We start from the raw sequence: 18,657 nt of genomic DNA, 5'->3' as shown, positions 1-18,657 counted from the left end.
CCCGGCAAGGCGCGGCGCCCGATGGGCACCCGCCGTCCATGCTTCCCTGCGCGAGGATGACCTCAATCAGGTTCGAAGGGACTCTCTCAGCGATGCTGCAAACGCACAGCCCGCACCCCTAGCGTGGCACCGCAGGATTGAGGCGCTTTGCGGATTGTAGGCAGCATGACGCCCCCGAGCCGCCTCACGGCGGCGCCGGAGCACGGCTATGCTGTCCTGCCCGATCTGTGTTCGCCCATGCGCCCCCGCCCCCTGAACCTTGCCGCACGCCTGCTCTGGGCTGCCCCCTATTCGCTGCTGGGGCTTCTTGTTGCCGCGCCGGCCTGTGCTTTCGGCGCCCGTCTGCGTCGCCGCGATCACACCCTGGAATGCACCGGCGGAAGGCTGGGACGCTGGATGCTGCGTCTGCCCAATCGCCATCGCCTGGTCGCGCTGACCCTGGGCCATGTCATCCTCGCGGTGGACACCGCCGCCCTGCAAAGGCTGCGAGCGCATGAGCGGGTGCATGTGCGGCAATACGAACGCTGGGGCCCGTTCTTCGGCCCGGCCTATCTGCTGGAAAGTCTGTGGCAGGCCTGGCACGGGCGCGATGCCTACCTGGCCAATCGCTTCGAACGCGAGGCCTACGCCAAGGGGGGCCCCTTCGGCTCCGGACGGTAGACCTGCGCAAACCGCCCCTGCTCGACCACGCCGTAGTCGCCCGGCGCGTATTGCAGCAGCCAATCGCCTGACTTGCCGTGCAGCAGGTCGCCGCCCGCGCTGCGCGCCATGCGGAACGGATGCGTCATACGCCGCGCCAGCACCGGAATGGGCTGGTTGACGTAGGGCCCGTCCTGCCCCATCGCGGCGTCTCCGAGCGTCTGGTAGCGCGCCTCGAAGCGGGCACGCGACACGCTCCAGCGGTCGCCGGTGGCGCCGGTGAGAATGGCGTCGCCCGCGGCGTAGCGGTTCGGCCCTTCGCGGCTGCTCAGTTCACCCGCCTTCGTGGCGAACTGCACCTGCACGGTCTCGTGCTTGATGTAGCTGGCCGCCTGAGGGTCGCTCCGCAGATCCACATCGCGCAGCAGGGGCGGCTGCGCATCTTCCGCAGACGCGCGGATCTCATCACTTGCCATCGAGCACCTCCCAGCGCTCCAGGGCGTGGAGCAGTTCCTCGTCGATCTGGGCGTAGCGCTCCTGCATTTCGCTGATACGCCCGGTGGCCGAGGTATAGCTGGCCGGGTCGGCCAACTGATCGGAGAGCGATTTCTGCTCGGCCTCCAGCGCGGCGATGCGGCCGGGCAGTTCCTGCAGTTCGCGCTGCTCCTTGTAGCTGAGCTTGCGTCTGGCCGGTGCCGCGGGGATGGCGGGCTCGGTCGGCGTGGGTTTGGTCTGCGCCGCGCCGCGCTTGTCCGAGGCGCCGGCCGCCGACTTGGTCAACTGCGCCTGCAAGGCGCGGGCGCGCTGGGACTGGGTGAGCCAGTCGGTCACGCCGCCCTCGTACTCGCGCCAGCGGCCCGGATCGTCCGGCGTGCCTTCGCACACAAGGGTGCTGGTCACCACGTTGTCGAGAAAACGCCGGTCGTGGCTGACCAGGAAGACGGTGCCGGGAAAATCCTGCAGCAACTGCTCCAGCAGTTCGAGCGTGTCGATGTCGAGATCATTGGTCGGCTCGTCGAGCACCAGCACATTGGCCGGGCGGGCGAACAGGCGAGCGAGCAACAGTCGATTGCGCTCGCCGCCGGAGAGCGACTTGACCGGCGAGTTGGCCCGCGCCGGCGAAAACAGAAAATCGCCCAGATAACTCATCACATGCTTACGCTGCCCGGCCACCTCCACCCATTCGCTGCCCGGGCTGATGGTGTCGGCCAGGGTGGCGTCGGGGTTGAGCACGGCGCGCATCTGGTCGAAATACGCCACCTGCAGCCGCGTGCCCTGGCGCACGGTGCCGCCGTCCGGCGCGACCTCGCCCAGAATGAGTTTGAGCAGGGTGGTCTTGCCCGCGCCATTGGGGCCGATGAGGCCCACCTTGTCGCCCCGCAGAAGGGTGGCGGAGAAATCGCGCACGATCACCCGCTCGCCGTAGGCCTTGTCGACGTGCTGCAACTCGGCCACGATCTTGCCGCTGGACTGCCCGCCGTCCACGTCGAGCTTGACTCGCCCGAGCGAGTCACGCCGGGCCGCGCGCTGGCTGCGCAGCGCCTCCAGCCGGTTGATGCGGCTGACGCTTCGGGTGCGCCTCGCCTCCACGCCCTTGCGGATCCAGACCTCTTCCTGCGCCAGAAGCTTGTCGGCGCGCGCATTCATCACGGCCTCGTCGGCCAGCTCCTGCTCCTTGCGCGCCTCGTAGGCCGCGAAATTGCCCGGATAGCTGCGCAAGGTGCCGCGATCGAGTTCGATGATGCGGGTGGCGACATCGTCGAGAAAGGCCCGATCGTGCGTGATCAGGATCAGGCTGCCGCGAAACCCGGTGAGCAATTCCTCCAGCCAGGCGATGGCGTCGAGGTCGAGGTGATTGGTCGGCTCGTCGAGCAGCAGCACGTCGGGGGCCGCCACCAGCGCCTGCGCCAGCGCCACCCGCTTCTGCATGCCCCCGGAAAGACTGTCCACGCGGACGGCGCCGTCGAGCTGCAGCCGCTGCAGGGTTTGATCGACCCGCGTCTCCCAGTTCCAGCCGTCCAGCAGTTCGATACGGGTCTGCAAGGCATCGAGATCGTCGTCCGGCGCGTGTTGCTCGAAGCGGTCACGCAAGGCCCGGGCCTCGGCCACGCCCTCGCTGACCACGTCGAAGACCGTGGCCCCGGCGGCAAACGTCGCCTCCTGCGGCACATACACCCGGCGCAGACCCTGCTGCACCTGCACCAGACCATCGTCGGGCGGCTCCAGCCCGGCCAGAATGCGCAACAGCGAAGACTTGCCCGTCCCGTTGCGACCGATCAGGCCCACGCGCTCACCGGTCTCCAGGGCCATGGCGGCATGATCGAGCAGGGCCACATGGCCAAAGGCGAGCGACAAATCCGAGACGGAGAGAACGGCCATGCGTAGCGCTTCTTGCAAAAGGAGGGGCGCTCATTGTGCCAGCGGCGCGACGCTACCATGCGCCGATGGACTCCCTGCGTGCTGAACTCGCCGTGCTCGCCGCCCGCCTGATCGTCGAAGAGGGTCTGGACTACGGCACGGCCAAACGCAAGGCCGCCAAGCGGCTTCTGGGTCATCGGCCCGCCCACGATCTGCTGCCAAGCAACGACGAAATCGAGCAACAGGTTCGCGAGGAACTGGCGCTTTTCCATGCCGATACGCAGCCGTCGCAACTGCTGCAACTGCGACGCGCGGCGCTGACGCTGATGGAGGAATTTGCCGCGTACCACCCTCATCTGGCGGGGGCCGTGTGGCATGGCACGGCCAACGAGCACTCCGATCTGCACGTGCTGCTGTTCACCGACGACACCAAGGGGGTGGAGATCCACTGCATCGACCGCGGCTTTTCCGTGCAGGTCGGCGAAGCGCCGCACTATGCCGGCCGCGGACGCATCGAGCAGTTGACCCTGGCCTGGCCCCCGCACGAACGCGAGGGCTTCCTCGCCCATCTCAGCCTTTACCCGGACAAGGACATCCGCGGTGCCCTGCTGCCCGATGCGCAGGGCCGCACACCCCGAGGCACGCTCTCTGCGCTTCGGCAACTCTTGCAGCAGCCTGCAGCCCTCGACGATAACCCGCCACATTGAGCCAGTTCGCCTTGCGTGCACAATGCCTACAGTCTGACCGCTACGCCCTAGGCCATGAACAAAGTCAATATCTGGATCTCCGCTGCCATCATCCTGCTGATCGCCGTTGTAGTGGGCAACGCCTGGTTTCAACGTGAGCGCAGCGTGCCCATTACGGTCGAGAACAATGCAGTTCAATCGTTTTATGCCGACAAACTTGCCGATCTACAAGGAAAAGACATCGATCTTTCGCAATACCGTGGCAAGCCCCTGGTGATCAATTTCTGGGCGAGCTGGTGCCCGCCCTGCATTGCAGAAATGCCCGATTTTTCCGAGTTTTACAAGCAGAACAAAGACAAAGGCATAGAAATGGTCGGCATTGCGCTCGACAACCCAACAGCGGTGCGAGCCTTTCTGAAGGGGCATCCAGTGAGTTACCCCATCCTGCTCGGGGGCATGAACGGCATCGCTCTCAGCACCAGCCTGGGCAACAAGCAAGGCGGACTACCCTTTACGGTCGTTCTCGACGGCAAGGGCGATGTGGTCTTCCAGAGGCTGGGAAGAACGTCTCTGGACGAACTGAAAGAAGCCGTGCCTACGGCGCACTGAACCGCCCTCCCGCCCCGCCCCCTACTCGATTTCGTATCGGACCGTTTCTCCATGAGCCAGCCACGCATCCTCGTTCTCCATGGACCGAACCTCAACCTTCTGGGCCAACGTGAACCGCACATCTACGGTGCGACCACGCTGGAAGACATCAATCAGTCCCTGCAGACTCTGGCTGCGGAGCTGGCCGTGGAGGTGCGGGCCTTCCAGAGCAATCATGAAGGCGCACTGATCGACCGTCTGCATGCGGCCCGAGGGGATGGCACGCGCTACATCGTGATCAATCCCGCGGCCTATACCCACACCAGCGTGGCGCTGCGCGACGCCATCGCGGCGACCGATCTGCCGTTCATCGAGGTGCATCTGAGCAATGTGTACCGCCGCGAACCCTTCCGCCATCACTCCTACTTTTCCGATCTGGCCACCGCCGTCATCAGCGGCTGCGGCGCGCACGGCTATGTTCTGGCCTTGCGCCACGCCGTGGCTGATCTTGGGAATCGTAAAAATTGATGGTCTAATGCGACACTTATCAGCGACTTAACGACAGATCATGGATTTACGCAAACTCAAGACTTTGATCGACCTGGTCTCCGATTCCAACGTCTCCGAGCTGGAGATCACGGAAGCGGAGGGCACGGTTCGCATCGTCAAGGCGCAGCCCCAGCCTATCGTGCAATACGCCCAGATGCCTGCCCAGGCGCCGGTGCATTACGCGCCGGCCCACGCCGCGCCCATGCCCGCTGCGGTCCCGGCTGCTGCGCCTGCCGCGGAAGGGCCGCCGGCCATCGAAGGCCATGTGCTCAAGTCACCAATGGTCGGTACGTTTTATCGTTCCTCATCGCCTGGTGCCGCGCCGTTCGTCGATGTCGGCGATACGGTCAAGGTCGGGCAGACCCTGTGCATCATCGAGGCCATGAAAATCCTCAATGAGATCGAATGCGACAAGGATGGCGTGGTGAAGGCCGTGATGAGCGAGAACGGCCAGGCCGTGGAGTTCGGTCAACCCCTGTTCGTGATCGAGTAATGGCTTTTGCAGGAAAGCACCGGGGCCTTCCCGGTTTTCTTGATTTCCCCCGGGGAACGGGCCGGGCGCGTGCAATGGCACGCCCGAAGCGCCAGATGAGCGCCGGTCTCTGACCGCCACCCCTGCGCTACGCGGGCGATTTCGCCCTTCCCAGCACTTGAACGGACAACGCGCATGTTCAAAAAAATCCTCATTGCCAACCGTGGCGAAATCGCCCTTCGGGTGCAGCGTGCCTGCCGCGAGTTGGGCATTCAGACCGTGGTGGTCTATTCGGAAGCCGACCGAGAAGCCAAGTATGTGAGGCTCGCCGACGAGGCGGTCTGCATCGGTCCGGCGCCGTCGGCGCAGAGTTATCTGCATATGCCGGCCATCATCTCGGCCGCGGAAGTGACCGATGCCGAAGCCATTCACCCGGGTTATGGCTTTCTGTCGGAAAACGCCGACTTCGCCGAGCGGGTGGAGAAATCCGGCTTCGCCTTCATAGGGCCGCGACCCGATTCGATCCGACTGATGGGCGACAAGGTCAGCGCCAAACAGGCCATGATCCGCTCGGGCGTGCCCTGCGTGCCCGGCTCGGAGGGCGCGCTGCCTGAAGATCCGCGCGAGATCACGCGCATCGCGCGATCCATCGGCTATCCGGTCATCATCAAGGCGGCGGGCGGCGGCGGTGGCCGCGGCATGCGCGTGGTGCATACCGAGGCGGCGCTGATCAATGCGGTCACCATGACTCGCAGCGAAGCCGGCGCAGCTTTCGGCAATCCGGCGGTCTATATGGAGAAATTCCTGCTCCAGCCGCGGCATATCGAAATCCAGATTCTGGCCGACACCCACGGCAACGCGGTGTGGCTGGGCGAGCGTGACTGCTCGATGCAGCGCCGTCACCAGAAAGTGCTGGAAGAAGCGCCGGCGCCCGGCATTCCGCGCCGACTCATCGAGCGCATCGGCACGCGCTGCGCCGATGCCTGCAAGAAAATCGGCTATCGCGGTGCGGGCACGTTCGAGTTCCTGTATGAGAACGGCGAGTTCTACTTCATCGAGATGAACACCCGCGTGCAGGTCGAACACCCTGTCACCGAACTCATCACCGGCGTCGACATCGTGGCCGAGCAGATCCGCATCGCCGCGGGCGAGAAGCTGAGCGTGCGCCAGCGCGGCGTGCAGTTCAACGGTCACGCGATCGAGTGCCGCATCAATGCCGAAGACCCCTACAAATTCACCCCGTCGCCGGGCCGCATCAGCGTGTGGCACACCCCGGGCGGCCCTGGCGTGCGCGTCGATTCTCACGCCTATGCCAATTATTTCGTCCCGCCCAACTATGACTCGATGATCGGCAAGATCATCGTGCATGGCGCCACGCGGGAACAGGCCATTGCGCGCATGCGCATCGCGCTGTCAGAGATGGTGGTGGACGGCATCCAGACCAATATCCCGCTGCATCGCGAGCTCATGGTGGACGCCCGCTTCATCGAAGGCGGCACCAGCATCCACTACCTCGAGGAATACCTCGCTGCGCGGCATCCTGCCTGAGATACCCATGACTTATCGCGAAGTCACCCTTCCCGTCAGCGAAGAGCAGGCCGAACTTCTCTCCGATGCCTTGATGGAGCTGGGCGCCTTGAGCGTAAGCGTCGAGGACCGCTTCGGCGACACGGCGCAGGAGCAGGCGCTATATGGCGAGCCCGGCATGCCCCCGCCCAAGGGCGCGTGGGCGCAATCGCTGGTGCGCGCCTTGTTCGCCGACGAGGCCCAGGCCGACGCCGCGCTGGCCGCCCTGCTGGCCGAAGACATCCTGCCGGACCTGCGCGAGGTGCGCCAAAGCACGGTCGAAGATCAGGACTGGGTGCGGCTGACGCAATCGCAGTTCCAGCCCGTATCGATCGCGGACGCGCTGTGGATCGTGCCGAGCTGGCACGAACCCCCGGCCACCGACGTGCCCATCATCCGCCTCGACCCCGGGCTGGCCTTCGGCACCGGCACCCATCCCACCACGCGGCTGTGCCTGGAATGGCTGGCGCGACAAACCCTGCAAGAACATAGCGTGCTCGACTACGGCTGCGGCTCGGGCATTCTGGCCATCGCCGCCGCCAAATTCGGCGCCGGGCCCGTGGTCGGCGTGGACATCGACCCCGATGCCGTCACCGCCACCAAGGCCAACGCCTCGGCCAACGACGTCACCCTGCAGGCCGATCTGCCCGATGGCGTGCGCGATGCGCGTTTCGACATCGTCGTCGCCAATATTCTGTCCGCGCCGCTCAAGCTGCTCGCGCCGGCGATTGCCGCCCATGTGAGCCCTGGCGGATGGCTGGTGCTCAGCGGCATTCTCGACCGCCAGGCCGAAGAACTGATCGCCGCCTACTCGCCCTACGCCACGCTGCAGATCGACAAGACGCTGGACGGCTGGGTCTGCCTCGCCGGTCGCACCCATCGCTGACCCAGGCATGGCACAGGCCACTCGCTGCCCGCACTGCCAAACTGCCTTCAAGGTGGTGCGTGACCAGCTCTTGCTGCGCGAGGGCTGGGTGCGATGCGGCCACTGCGGCGAGGCCTTCAATGCCCTCGATCACCTGATCGATCTCACGCCGCCGACGCAACCCCAGCCCTCTTCCGAGCCCACGTCTGCTCCTGCGGAATCTCAGGCGGAAACCTCAGCTGCCACGCCGCAATCTGGCACCGCGCCCTTGGCCACTGGCCTGCGCTGGAGCCCGGTAGCGCTGGAATCTCCGGCCTATCCAGGCCTCATGCCACTCACGACCCCGGCTTACGATGCCGCGCCAACTTCGACGTGGTCCGCCCCGGAGCAGCAGGGCGTGCCGCTGCCTCCGGAGGCGGTGATCGAAGACCTTGCGAATGACATTGCCCCCCGGATGCGACGGAGCACGACTCGTCAGCCACCAGGCCCGAGCCAACCGCCGATGCGGCGGAGGCCGTGGAGTCTGCGGCCACCGAGGACGCCGCGCCGCTCTCGGCATTCAATCTGAACGAGGCGCTGAATTACCGTTTCGACAGCGAAGAAGAGCGCGATCCCGCCGCCAGCGCGCCTGAGGCTCAGGCCATGGCGCCGGAGCCGGAATTCCTGCGTAAAGCCCGGCGCCAGGCCTTCTGGAGCAGCACGTCGGCGCGGCTCGCGCTCGCCGTGCTCAGCCTGGTTCTGCTGGGGGTACTCGCGGCGCAGGCCGCGCTGCAGTGGCGCGATACGCTCGCGCAGCAATGGCCCGCCAGCCGTCCCTGGCTGCAACAGCTCTGCGCCATGACCACCGGCTGCGAATTGGCCGCCCCACGCGATCTCGACGCTCTGGTGATCGACTCGTCGGGTCTGAGCCCGGCGGCCCAGGGCCTGCAGCTCACGGTTCTGCTGCGCAACCGTATCGACCGCGCCGTGGCCTGGCCTGCGCTGGAACTGACGCTCAACGATGCGCAAGGCGGCATCGAACAGCGCAAGGTGGTGCAGCCCGCGCAATACCTTCCTGCAGCGCAGGCCAGCGAGCAGACCTTGCGGGCAGGTCTGGCCGCCGGACAGCAGGTGCAACTCACGCTGCATGTCGCGGTGAGTGGCGCCGCGCCCTCGGGCTACAAGCTGGTGCTGTTCTACCCCTGAGGGCTTGAGGCAACGCTGAACACGGCGTCGAGGGCTGCCTGGTATGTATCGCTCAGCATGAGATCGTCCCAGGGCAGCGCGGGCTGACTGGGCAGCAGATCGAGGCGGCGCTGCGCGCTGCGCGCATCGAGCGCCCATAGCCCTTGGCGCAGCGCCTGATCGAGTTCGCGCAACAACCTGTCGAGCGGCCTTCCGCCCTCGATCACGCTTTGATTGCACACCAGCATCACGTCGCATCCCGCCTGCAACCCCTGAAGTGCCGCCTGACTGAGGCTCTGCCCGCTGGCTCGCGCCGCGGCCATGCCCAGATCGTCACTCAGAATGGCGCCGGTGAAGCCGACGCGCTCGCGCAGCACCTCTTGCAGCCAGACCTTGCTGAAACCGGCGGGCTGCGCATCGACCTCGGGGTAGATCACATGCGCGGGCATGACCGCACGCAGCCCGGGCGCGAGCCACTGGTAGGGCGCGGCGTCGGCGGCCCAGATGGCGTCGAAACCGCGGGGATCGCGGGCCACGTCCAGATGGGTGTCGGCGCGCACGAAACCGTGGCCGGGGAAATGTTTGGCGCAATGGGCCATGCCGGCACGCGCCAGACCCAGCATCAGGCTCTGCGCCAGCACCGTCACCACGCGGGCGTCGGCGTGAAAAGCGCGATCACCGATGACGGTAGAGCCGCCCCAATCGAGGTCGAGCACCGGTGTGAAGCTGAAATCGACGCCGCAGGCCCGAAGCTCCGCAGCCAGAACGAATCCGCACGCGGCCGCGCGCCGCATCGCACCCGGCGCATCGACCATCCAATGCGCGCCAAGTTCGCGCATGGCCGGAAGGGGCGTGAACCCGTCGGTGCGAAAACGCTGCACCCGCCCGCCTTCGTGATCGACCGCGATCAACAGATCAGGGCGCACCGCCTTGATCTGCGCACAAAGTGCAGCAAGTTGCTCGCGGCGCTCCCAGTTGCGCGAAAACAGCACCACACCGCCCACCAGCGGGTTGCGCAGGCGCTTGCGGTCGGCCGCACTCAATTCGAGCGCGGCCACGTCGAGCATCAGCGGAGCGTGCATCATCGGCATCATGAAGTCAGGTGTTGAGGGAAGCGGTCACTTCGGCAACGACCATGGCCAGCGCCGTGTCGGCCTCATCGGAGACCGAGACGAGAAAACGCAGCGAACGCGCCTCGCACCAGTCTTTGAGCGCTTCGTGCAGCACGATGATCGGCTGCCCACTGGGCAGTTTGAGAATCTCGCAGTCGCGCCAGCGCATAGGGCTGTGGATGCCCAGACCGATGGCCTTTGAGAACGCTTCCTTGGCTGCAAACCGCGTCGCCAGATAGTGAATGCCGCGTTGCCGCACCTTGGCGAAGCGCCGGTGGTATTCGACGATCTCTTCGGCGCCGAGCACGCGCTGGGCGAAGCGGTCGCCGTGGCGCTGCACGGCGTCGCCCATGCGGGAAATGGAGCAGACATCGGTCCCGATGCCGTAGATCATGCAGGCCTCGCCCAGCCTCAGTTCGCCCGCGCGTCAGCCGCCGCGCGGGCGATCGCCGCCTGGAAGTCGCGGACCGATTGCTTCAGCCCGACGAACACCGCATGACCGATGAGCGCATGGCCGATGTGCAATTCGCTGACTTCAGGCAGGGCCGCGATCGCCGGGGTGCTTTGCAGGCTCAGGCCGTGCCCGGCATGGGTTTGCAGCCCCAGGCTGCGGCCCCGTTTCAGGCCCGCGGCGATGCGGTCGAACTCGTGCTGCTGCGCGGCGGCGTCCGAGGCGTCGAAGGCATTGGCGTAGGCACCGGTATGCAACTCGATACAAGGCGCTCCGGCCCGCGCACTGGCCTCGATCTGCTGGGCACTGGGTTCGATGAACAGGGACACGATGCAGCCGCAATCGGCCAGACGGGCGCAGGCCTCGCGCACGCGTTCGAACTGGCCGACCACATCGAGGCCGCCTTCGGTGGTCACTTCCTGCCGGCGCTCGGGCACCAGGCAGACCCTTTGCGGACGCACTCGGCAAATGATGTCGAGCATCTCCGGCGCGAGCGCAGACTCGAAATTCAGCGGCGCCGAGATGACGGCCTTGAGCCGCTCGACATCGGCATCACGGATGTGGCGGCGGTCTTCGCGCAGATGGAAGGTGATGATGTCCGCACCAGCCTCCACCGCCTGCTGCGCCGCCATCACAGGGTCGGGGAAACTGCCGCCGCGCGCGTTGCGCAGCGTGGCGACATGGTCGATGTTCACCCCGAGCAGCGGCGCAGCGTCGGGGGCGGTAGCCATTGGGTTCATAACTTGTGGAGATCAATGAGAAGCTGGCGGGTGCGCAGCATCTGTCCTGAAAGATGATAGTGAAGCAGGCTGCGCATCAAGGTCTTGGCGGTGCGCGCCAGGGCGATGTCGCCCTCGGCGGGCGGACCTTCGCGCAGCGCCAGCAGCACTTCGCCGCGGACGGCCTGGACATCGGATGAGGGGCAGGCCGACACGCCCTGGTCGGGATCGACGCGGTAATAGGCATCGGGCAGCACGGGCTCGGAAGTCGAACCTTCGAGGTGCAGCTCGGGCAGGAACCCGAGCTCGCGCAGGAGCGCGAACTCGAAGCTGCGCAGCACCGGCTCCAGTTCGGCAGACGACGCCTGCGGACGCTGGGCGAGCGCCGCGATGCCCGCGTGATACGCGTCGAACAAGCCTTCGTGGGCGTCTTCGCGGGCCAGCAGGCGCACGAGCAATTCGTTGAAATAGAAGCCGCAAAGCAAGGGCAGGCCCGACAGCGGCGCCAGCCCTCCCGCCCAATCGGCGCGGGTCAGGGTACGAACCTCGCCGCGGCCACTCCAGCTGGCATGGCAGGGCTGAAAGCCCAGCAGCACGGCGCGCAGCGCGGACGTCGGCCGCTTGGCGCCCTTGGCCACCAGGGCCACACGACCATGGCGGCGGCTGAAAACGTCGAGCAGAAGACTGGTTTCCTTCCACGGGTAGCTGTGCAGAACGTAGATCGGCTCGTCCTGCACCCGTTCCACCGAGATGCCACGCCGGGAAGTGCGCGGCAGGGGTCGGGCCACCGGCCCGGCGCCCAGCTCAGTCCTCATAGCCGAAGGCGCGCACGGCAGCCTGGTCGTCGGCCCAGCCCGAGCGGGTCTTGACCCAGACCTCCAGAAAGACCGGGCCGTCGAACAGGACCTGCATGTCCTGCCGCGCTTCGGTGGAGATGCGCTTGAGGCGTTCGCCGCCCGCGCCGATCACCATGGCCTTGTGTCCGTCCCGATCGACAATGATGGCCGCGGAGATGCGGCGCAGTTGGCCCTCCTGGGCAAACTGCTCGATGACCACGGTGCTGGTGTAGGGCAGTTCGTCGCCGGTCAGGCGGAACAGCTTCTCACGCAGGATCTCGGCCGCCAGGAAGCGCTCGCTGCGATCGGTGAGGGCATCCTCTTCGTAGCCCCACTCGCCTTCATGCAGATAGGGCTCCATGATGGCGAGCAGTCGGGGCGCATCGGCTTTCTTTTGTGCCGACATCGGCACGATCTCGGCGAACGGGCGAAGCTGCCCCAGTTCGGCCAGCCAGGGCATCAGCTTTTCTCGCGGAGTGATGCGATCGAGCTTGTTGACCACCACGATCACCGGCCGGTCGTCGGGCAGAACTTCGAGCACGGTGCGGTCCTGCGGCAGGATTTTTCCTGCCTCCAGCACCCAGAGCACGAGATCCACTTCGCTCAAGGCGCCTGTGACGGTGCGGTTCATCGCCCGGTTGAGGGCATGCATGTGCTGGGTCTGAAAGCCCGGCGTATCGACAAAGGCGAACTGCGAAGCCCCGAGCGTGGTAACGCCGAGGATGCGATGGCGCGTGGTCTGCGCCTTGTGCGACGTGATGCTCACCTTGGCGCCCACCAGCGCATTGAGCAGTGTGGACTTGCCGACATTGGGCCGCCCGACGATGGCAACGGTACCAAAACGGCGCGGGGAATTCGGGGGCGTGGAAGTCATGGCGATTGAGACACTTTCGACGGCCGCCGCGCGGCCGCTTGACGGCGATTGTGCGCCGGGGCGGAGGGCGCCGCCGCACTGGGTGATTCCATTTGGGCTGTCGGCTGCGCGCGTTCATCCACCAGCACGGGCCGGTTGCCCCCCCGCTGCGGCTTGGTGCCGCCGCGACCGATGCGCTCGATCATGCGCGTGGCGGCGTCCTGCTCGGCACGGCGGCGGCTGTCGCCCTCGCCTTCCACTTTCAGGCCCAGCGCGGCCACCGCGCACTCCACCTTGAATTGCTGCTGGTGCGCGGCCCCACGCACGTCCAGCACGACATAGCTCGGCAAGGGCAACCGCTGCCCCTGCAGAAACTCCTGCAGCTGCGTCTTCGCATCTTTGCGAACGACATCGGCGTCCAGCGATTCCAGCAGGGAGGCGAACAGACGTCGCATCACCTCCTGCGCCATGTCGAATCCGGCTTCGAGATAGATCGCGCCAAGCAGCGCCTCCACGGCATCCGCAAGGATGGATTCACGCTGGGCGCCGCCGCTCTGCAACTCGCCTTCGCCCAGACGCAGGAATCGGCCCAGTTCCACCGTGCGGGCCACTTCAGCCAGAGTCTCGGCGCGCACCAGCGCCGCACGAAGTCGCGAGAGCTGGCCTTCGTCCTGCCTTGCCGCCTGGTGATAGAGCCAGGCGGCCGCGGAAAGGTTGAGCACCGAATCGCCGAGAAACTCCAGACGCTCGTTGTGATCCGCCCCGAAGCTGCGGTGCGTGAGCGCACGCTCGAACAGTTTGCGGTCGCGAAAGGAATAACCCAGCCGCTTTTCTAAAGTCGTGCTCACCCGTGAATCAGTGCGAATGCCCGGCGTACTTGATCAGCAGATACACCGGTCCGGCGATGTGGATCTCCTTGTTGTAAGCGAAGGAGATCACCACCTTGTCGTTGACTTTGGTGATGTCGAGATCCTGCGCCGTGACGGAGGAGATGTAGTCCACATCGGCCATTTTGGAATAGGCCGAGCGAATGTCGGCCACGGTCGGTCCAGCCTTGGCCGCCTGATCGACAGCCTTCTGGATGGCGAAGTACTCGGTCGCCGTCGGTACAGCCTGGGCGCCGATGACCACGAAGAACGCGAGGATCGCGCCCCAGAAAATCAGCCCGATGAGGGTGATGCCCCGCTGCTTGTCATGCTGCTTCATAGTTGCCCCGCTCTCCCAAACCGGCCATGACGATCAATGAATCAGCCCGATGTTCTTGGGCGCGCTGAAATTCATCCACACCACAAAAGCCTTGCCGATGATATTGCGCTCGGGGACGAAACCCCAATAGCGCGAGTCCAGGGAGTTGTCGCGGTTGTCGCCCATCACGAAATAGTTGCCCGCCGGGACCTTGCAGACGAAGCCTTCGGCGTTGTAGTGGCACATGTCGCGGTTCGGAAAGTTGTCGGGCCCGCCGATGACGTAGGGCGGCGCCATCGGGTTGATCATGATGCGGTGCTCGTGCGATCCCAGCTTTTCCATGTATTGCTTGTAGTACGTCATGGTGCCGGGATCGAAATAGTCGGACAGCGGCTTTTCCTGCACCGGCTGGCCGTTGATCACCAGCTGCTTGTTTTCGTAAGACACGGTGTCGCCGGGCAGACCGACGATGCGCTTGATGTAGTCGATTCGCGGATCCTTGGGCAGACGGAACACGATCACATCGCCGCGCTTGGGCAGTTCGCCCGGCGTGAGACGGCTGTCGAGCAGCGGCAGGCGCAGGCCGTACTCGAACTTGTTCACCAGAATCAGGTCGCCAGGCACCAGCGTCGGCTCCATCGAGCCCGAAGGGATCTTGAACGGCTCCGCCACGAAAGAGCGCAGCAGGAAAACCACCAGAATGACCGGGAACAGGCCGGCGGTCCACTCAAGCCACCACGGCTGGCTCTGCAAACGGTCGCGCGCGGCTTCGATGTCGGCATCGGTGGCCACGGCGCCATCGGTGGCCAGTCCCTGCTTTTCGAGGGCACTACGACGCTCCTGCAACTGGGCGACGGCTGCCTTGGCGGCACGGCGGCGTTGCGGGGCGAAATACCAGCGCTCGGCGAACCAGAACGCGCCGGTGACGACCAGAAGGATGAACAGCAGGAGAGTGAAATTGACGCTGGGCGCGGTTTCCATACGGTGCGTTGGGGAGAGAGTGTGGATCAGTCTTCGACTTGCAGAATCGCGAGGAAGGCCTCTTGGGGCACTTCGACAGAACCGATCTGCTTCATGCGTTTCTTACCCGCCTTCTGCTTTTCCAGCAGTTTGCGTTTGCGGGAAATGTCCCCCCCGTAGCACTTCGCGAGAACGTTCTTGCGCAGGGCCTTGATTGTCTCACGCGCGATAATGTTGGCCCCGATGGCCGCCTGGATGGCGACGTCGTACATCTGGCGCGGAATGATCTCGCGCATCTTGGCCGCCACCTGACGACCGCGGTACTGGCTCTGGCCGCGGTGCACGATGATGGACAGCGCGTCCACCCGGTCGCCGTTGATCAGCATGTCGACCTTCACCACATCGGCGGCACGATACTCCTTGAACTCATAGTCCATCGAGGCATAGCCCCGCGATACGCTTTTGAGCTTGTCGAAAAAATCGAGCACGATCTCGGCCAACGGCATGTCGTAGGTGAGCATCACCTGGCGACCGTGATAGGCCATATTGAGCTGCATGCCCCGCTTCTGGTTGGCCAGGGTCATCACCGGGCCCACGTAATCCTGCGGCATGTAGAGATGCACCGTGACGATGGGTTCGCGGATTTCGGCGATGCGGCCCTGATCGGGCATCTTCGATGGATTCTCGACCTCGATCACCTCGCCATTGGCCAGCATGACCTGATAGACCACCGAGGGCGCCGTGGTGATGAGGTCTTGGTCGAACTCGCGCTCCAGACGCTCCTGCACGATCTCCATGTGCAACAGGCCCAGAAAGCCGCAGCGGAAGCCGAAACCCAGCGCCTGGCTCACTTCAGGCTCGTAGCGCAACGCGGCGTCGTTCAGCTTGAGCTTCTCCAGGGCATCGCGCAGCTGGTCGTATTCGCTGGCCTCGGTCGGATAGAGACCGGCGAACACCTGCGGCTGGATTTCCTTGAAGCCTGGCAAGGCCTCCTCGGCAGGGCCGAGGTTGTTGGGCAGCTTTTTTTCGAGAGTGATGGTGTCGCCGACCTTGGCAGCCTGCAACTCCTTGATGCCCGCAATGATGAAGCCCACCTCTCCCGCGCAGAGCACGTCGCGCTGGACCGACTTGGGCGTGAACACGCCCAGTTGTTCGGCGTTGTAGGCCGCATGAGTGGCCATCATCTTGAAGCGCTCGCCCTTCTTCAGGCTGCCGTCGACCACGCGCACCAGCATGACCACGCCGACATAGGTATCGAACCAGGAGTCGATGATCATGGCGCGCAGCGGCGCATCCGCACGGCCCTTGGGCGGCGGCATGCGGGTGATGACTGCATCGAGAATGTCGTCGATGCCCATGCCAGTCTTGGCACTGCAGGGGATAGCGTCGCCCGCGTCGATGCCGATGACTTCCTCGATCTCTTCTTTGGCCCGCTCCGGGTCGGCCTGCGGAAGATCCATCTTGTTGAGCACGGGAACGACTTCGACGCCCAGATCAAGCGCGGTGTAGCAATTGGCCACCGTTTGGGCTTCCACGCCCTGACTGGCATCCACCACCAACAGCGCGCCCTCGCAGGCTGAAAGCGAGCGACTCACTTCATAGCTGAAATCGACATGCCCCGGCGTATCGATCAGATTGAGGTTGTAGGTGTTGCCGTCCCGCGCGGTGTATTGCAGCGCCGCCGTCTGCGCCTTGATGGTGATGCCGCGCTCGCGTTCGATATCCATCGAATCGAGCACCTGCGCCTCCATTTCGCGATCGGACAAACCACCGCATCGCTGAATAATGCGATCAGCAAGCGTCGATTTGCCGTGATCAATGTGGGCAATAATCGAAAAATTACGAATGAGATTCATGCAATGGCCCGCTGGGGCGAACGGCTGAAGCCCCGCTGGCACACCCTGCGGGCTGAACGGGAAACTTGGGAATGAACAAGAAAAAAGGCGCGACAAGCGTGACGCGCCTTCCAACAAATCGATTTGGCAACTGCTGATGCTTGTTGGACCGTCATTCTAACCCGGGGGCACATCCCTGCCCGGCAAGACCTCGTGCCCCCGACCCAGCTCAGTTCTGCGGCCGCAGCAGGATGTAGAGGCCGGCATCGCCTCGTCGCACGAGCACCGCCACCTGTTTGCCGACGGGCAATTGCGCACTGAGCGCGTTGAAATGGGCCGCGCTGTTGACGGCGGTATTGCCCACCGCCATGACGACATCCCCCACCCGCAGGCCGTCGCGCTGCGCCCCGTCCCGCACGGCCTCCACCAAGACCCCGCCGCTCACGCCAAGCTGGCGCTTCTGGGCATCATTGAGATCGATGACCTTCACCCCCAGCGCATTGGCCTTGCTGACGGCCTCGGGCTTGGGCTCTTCGCCCTGCTTGGTGCCGGGCTTCTTGTCCATCACCCATTCGCCCACCCTGACGTTGAGGGTCAGCGTCTTGCCCATGCGCAGCACCTGCATGGGCACAGCGGTGTCGGGCTTGGTCTCACCCACCAGACGGGGCAGGTCGTTGGCACGCTCTACAGGTTTGCCATTGAAGCTGGTGACGATGTCACCGACCTGCACACCGGCCTTGCCTGCCGCCCCACCCTTCTCGACGACACGTACCAGAGCGCCCCGGGCCTGCCCCAGACCCAGCGATTCAGCCAACTCGCGACTCACGCTGTCGATCTGCACTCCGATCTTGCCACGCACCACATAACCCTGCTTCTTGAGCTGCTCGACCACGCGCATGGCTTCGTCGATGGGAATGGCGAACGAAATCCCCATGAAGCCGCCCGTGCGGCTGTAGATCTGGGAATTGATGCCGACGACGTTGCCTCGCATATCAATGAGCGGGCCACCGGAGTTGCCCGGGTTCACGGCCACATCGGTCTGAATGAACGGCGTGTAGTCACCGGTATCCCGGCCCTTGGCACTCACGATGCCCGCCGTGACGGTGTTCTCGAGTCCGAACGGCGAGCCGATGGCCACCACCCATTCACCCACCTTCACCTTGGAGGAGTCGCCGATCTGCACCGCAGGGAGCGGCGACGGGGCGTCGATCTTCACCAGCGCCACATCCGTGCGCTTGTCGGCGCCGATGAGCTTGGCGGTGAACTCGCGCTTGTCGGTCAGCGTGACCATGATCTCATCCGCGCCATCCACAACATGGGCGTTGGTCATGATGTAGCCGTCCGGGCTGATGATGAAACCGGACCCCACACCCGTGGGGCGCTCTTCCTCTTCGTCCTTCGGGCCGTTGTTGCCGCCCTTCGGAACATCGGGCGACGGAATGGGCACACCGAAAAACCGCCGCAGCAGTTCGCGGGTCTGCTCATCCATCTGCTCCCCGCTGCCCACGGGCACCTTCTTGTAGGTGCGGATATTGACCACGGACGGGCCGGCCTTCTCCACCAGCCCGGTGAAATCCGGCAGTCCGCAAGCTACACAAGCCTGTTGGCCCTGCTGTGGCGCCGCACCCGCTGCCTGCGCGGGCGCAGCCACGCCCGCCATGACCAACAGGCCTGCACCCAAACAGGTCTTGATGATTTTTTTCACCGATTTCTCCCTGACACTACGCACCTGATTCCAGGCATGGCACTGCAATAGCCGATTCTTGAACTCTGCAACCAGCATACGAAAAACATGGCGATCGTGCTGCGGCGAGGCGCA

At 64.9% G+C, this 18,657-nt stretch carries 21 protein-coding genes and 1 riboswitch; of the genes, 9 read left to right on the top strand and 12 right to left on the bottom strand.

The features are described 5' to 3' along the window. Nucleotides 1–26 precede the first annotated feature (26 nt). A riboswitch (TPP riboswitch) is annotated at nucleotides 27–130 on the bottom strand. A 35-nt stretch (nucleotides 131–165) separates the two neighbouring features. Continuing rightward, nucleotides 166–660, top strand: coding sequence for a signal peptide prediction (locus tag BVH73_RS11490; RefSeq protein WP_245800329.1), 495 nt, complete (start codon nucleotides 166–168; stop codon nucleotides 658–660). Here BVH73_RS11490 and BVH73_RS11485 read toward each other — a convergent pair. Together BVH73_RS11485 and BVH73_RS11480 are read right to left on the bottom strand one after the other, a co-directional pair. Further along, entirely contained in the window at nucleotides 624–1,115 is a 492-nt protein-coding gene (locus tag BVH73_RS11485; protein ID WP_079418799.1) for a PGDYG domain-containing protein, read from the bottom strand. The two genes, BVH73_RS11490 and BVH73_RS11485, sit on opposite strands and share 37 nt — an antisense overlap. Continuing rightward, the gene (locus BVH73_RS11480; protein WP_425444142.1) at nucleotides 1,105–2,949 is read right to left on the bottom strand and encodes an ATP-binding cassette domain-containing protein; all 1,845 of its coding nucleotides are present in this window, start codon (nucleotides 2,947–2,949) and stop codon (nucleotides 1,105–1,107) included. Before BVH73_RS11480 ends, BVH73_RS11485 begins: the two co-directional genes overlap by 11 nt. 134 nt (nucleotides 2,950–3,083) lie before the next feature. Here BVH73_RS11480 and BVH73_RS11475 point away from each other — a divergent pair, with 134 nt between their 5' ends. The 8 genes from BVH73_RS11475 to BVH73_RS11440 all read left to right on the top strand — a co-directional run bounded on the left by BVH73_RS11475 (nucleotide 3,084) and on the right by BVH73_RS11440 (nucleotide 8,908). Then, nucleotides 3,084–3,704: a hypothetical protein gene (locus tag BVH73_RS11475; RefSeq protein WP_079418795.1), complete on the top strand. Its 621-nt coding sequence runs from the start codon at nucleotides 3,084–3,086 to the stop codon at nucleotides 3,702–3,704. Between the two features lie 54 nt (nucleotides 3,705–3,758). Beyond that, nucleotides 3,759–4,292 carry a TlpA disulfide reductase family protein gene (locus BVH73_RS11470; protein WP_079418793.1) on the top strand — a complete coding sequence of 178 codons (534 nt, stop codon included), beginning with the start codon at nucleotides 3,759–3,761 and terminating at the stop codon, nucleotides 4,290–4,292. Between the two features lie 51 nt (nucleotides 4,293–4,343). Further along, nucleotides 4,344–4,799, top strand: coding sequence for a type II 3-dehydroquinate dehydratase (gene aroQ / locus BVH73_RS11465; protein WP_079418791.1), 456 nt, complete (start codon nucleotides 4,344–4,346; stop codon nucleotides 4,797–4,799). Nucleotides 4,800–4,839: 40 nt separating this feature from the next. After that, nucleotides 4,840–5,313, top strand: coding sequence for an acetyl-CoA carboxylase biotin carboxyl carrier protein (gene accB / locus BVH73_RS11460; RefSeq protein ID WP_079418789.1), 474 nt, complete (start codon nucleotides 4,840–4,842; stop codon nucleotides 5,311–5,313). 174 nt (nucleotides 5,314–5,487) lie between these two features. After that, complete coding sequence (accC, locus tag BVH73_RS11455) at nucleotides 5,488–6,840, top strand: acetyl-CoA carboxylase biotin carboxylase subunit (protein WP_079418787.1); 1,353 nt, start codon at nucleotides 5,488–5,490, stop codon at nucleotides 6,838–6,840. A 7-nt stretch (nucleotides 6,841–6,847) separates the two neighbouring features. Then, the gene (gene prmA, locus BVH73_RS11450) at nucleotides 6,848–7,744 is read left to right on the top strand and encodes a 50S ribosomal protein L11 methyltransferase (RefSeq protein ID WP_079418785.1); all 897 of its coding nucleotides are present in this window, start codon (nucleotides 6,848–6,850) and stop codon (nucleotides 7,742–7,744) included. Nucleotides 7,745–7,751: 7 nt separating this feature from the next. Further along, nucleotides 7,752–8,291 carry a zinc-ribbon domain-containing protein gene (locus tag BVH73_RS11445; RefSeq protein WP_079418783.1) on the top strand — a complete coding sequence of 180 codons (540 nt, stop codon included), beginning with the start codon at nucleotides 7,752–7,754 and terminating at the stop codon, nucleotides 8,289–8,291. Then, the gene (locus BVH73_RS11440; protein ID WP_079418781.1) at nucleotides 8,240–8,908 is read left to right on the top strand and encodes a DUF3426 domain-containing protein; all 669 of its coding nucleotides are present in this window, start codon (nucleotides 8,240–8,242) and stop codon (nucleotides 8,906–8,908) included. Before BVH73_RS11445 ends, BVH73_RS11440 begins: the two co-directional genes overlap by 52 nt. Here the strand turns inward: BVH73_RS11440 and nagZ are convergent. From nagZ to BVH73_RS11390, 10 genes are all read right to left on the bottom strand, one after another. Further along, complete coding sequence (gene nagZ, locus BVH73_RS11435; RefSeq protein ID WP_079418779.1) at nucleotides 8,899–9,981, bottom strand: beta-N-acetylhexosaminidase; 1,083 nt, start codon at nucleotides 9,979–9,981, stop codon at nucleotides 8,899–8,901. The genes BVH73_RS11440 and nagZ overlap by 10 nt on opposite strands. Before the next feature lie 4 nt (nucleotides 9,982–9,985). After that, a complete protein-coding gene (gene acpS / locus BVH73_RS11430; RefSeq protein WP_079418777.1) occupies nucleotides 9,986–10,393 on the bottom strand; it encodes a holo-ACP synthase in 408 nt (135 codons plus the stop codon). A gap of 17 nt (nucleotides 10,394–10,410) precedes the next feature. Next, complete coding sequence (locus tag BVH73_RS11425) at nucleotides 10,411–11,190, bottom strand: pyridoxine 5'-phosphate synthase (protein WP_079418775.1); 780 nt, start codon at nucleotides 11,188–11,190, stop codon at nucleotides 10,411–10,413. After that, complete coding sequence (gene recO / locus BVH73_RS11420) at nucleotides 11,187–11,984, bottom strand: DNA repair protein RecO (RefSeq protein ID WP_079418773.1); 798 nt, start codon at nucleotides 11,982–11,984, stop codon at nucleotides 11,187–11,189. Before recO ends, BVH73_RS11425 begins: the two co-directional genes overlap by 4 nt. Next, nucleotides 11,974–12,879 carry a GTPase Era gene (gene era, locus BVH73_RS11415; protein ID WP_079418771.1) on the bottom strand — a complete coding sequence of 302 codons (906 nt, stop codon included), beginning with the start codon at nucleotides 12,877–12,879 and terminating at the stop codon, nucleotides 11,974–11,976. Before era ends, recO begins: the two co-directional genes overlap by 11 nt. Beyond that, complete coding sequence (rnc, locus tag BVH73_RS11410) at nucleotides 12,876–13,706, bottom strand: ribonuclease III (protein ID WP_079418769.1); 831 nt, start codon at nucleotides 13,704–13,706, stop codon at nucleotides 12,876–12,878. Before rnc ends, era begins: the two co-directional genes overlap by 4 nt. 7 nt (nucleotides 13,707–13,713) lie before the next feature. Beyond that, nucleotides 13,714–14,064 carry a DUF4845 domain-containing protein gene (locus tag BVH73_RS11405; RefSeq protein WP_079418767.1) on the bottom strand — a complete coding sequence of 117 codons (351 nt, stop codon included), beginning with the start codon at nucleotides 14,062–14,064 and terminating at the stop codon, nucleotides 13,714–13,716. 33 nt (nucleotides 14,065–14,097) lie between these two features. Further along, nucleotides 14,098–15,024, bottom strand: coding sequence for a signal peptidase I (lepB, locus tag BVH73_RS11400; protein WP_079418765.1), 927 nt, complete (start codon nucleotides 15,022–15,024; stop codon nucleotides 14,098–14,100). A 26-nt stretch (nucleotides 15,025–15,050) separates the two neighbouring features. Then, the gene (gene lepA, locus BVH73_RS11395; protein ID WP_079418763.1) at nucleotides 15,051–16,859 is read right to left on the bottom strand and encodes a translation elongation factor 4; all 1,809 of its coding nucleotides are present in this window, start codon (nucleotides 16,857–16,859) and stop codon (nucleotides 15,051–15,053) included. A gap of 208 nt (nucleotides 16,860–17,067) precedes the next feature. Continuing rightward, complete coding sequence (locus tag BVH73_RS11390; protein ID WP_425444141.1) at nucleotides 17,068–18,498, bottom strand: DegQ family serine endoprotease; 1,431 nt, start codon at nucleotides 18,496–18,498, stop codon at nucleotides 17,068–17,070. Nucleotides 18,499–18,657: the final 159 nt, after the last annotated feature.

The sequence above is a fragment of the Thiomonas intermedia genome, assembly GCF_002028405.1.
In the GTDB taxonomy this organism is placed as follows: domain Bacteria; phylum Pseudomonadota; class Gammaproteobacteria; order Burkholderiales; family Burkholderiaceae_C; genus Thiomonas; species Thiomonas intermedia.
The sequence above is the reverse complement of the archived record's forward strand: the minus strand, read 5'-3'. Positions and strand labels throughout refer to the sequence as shown.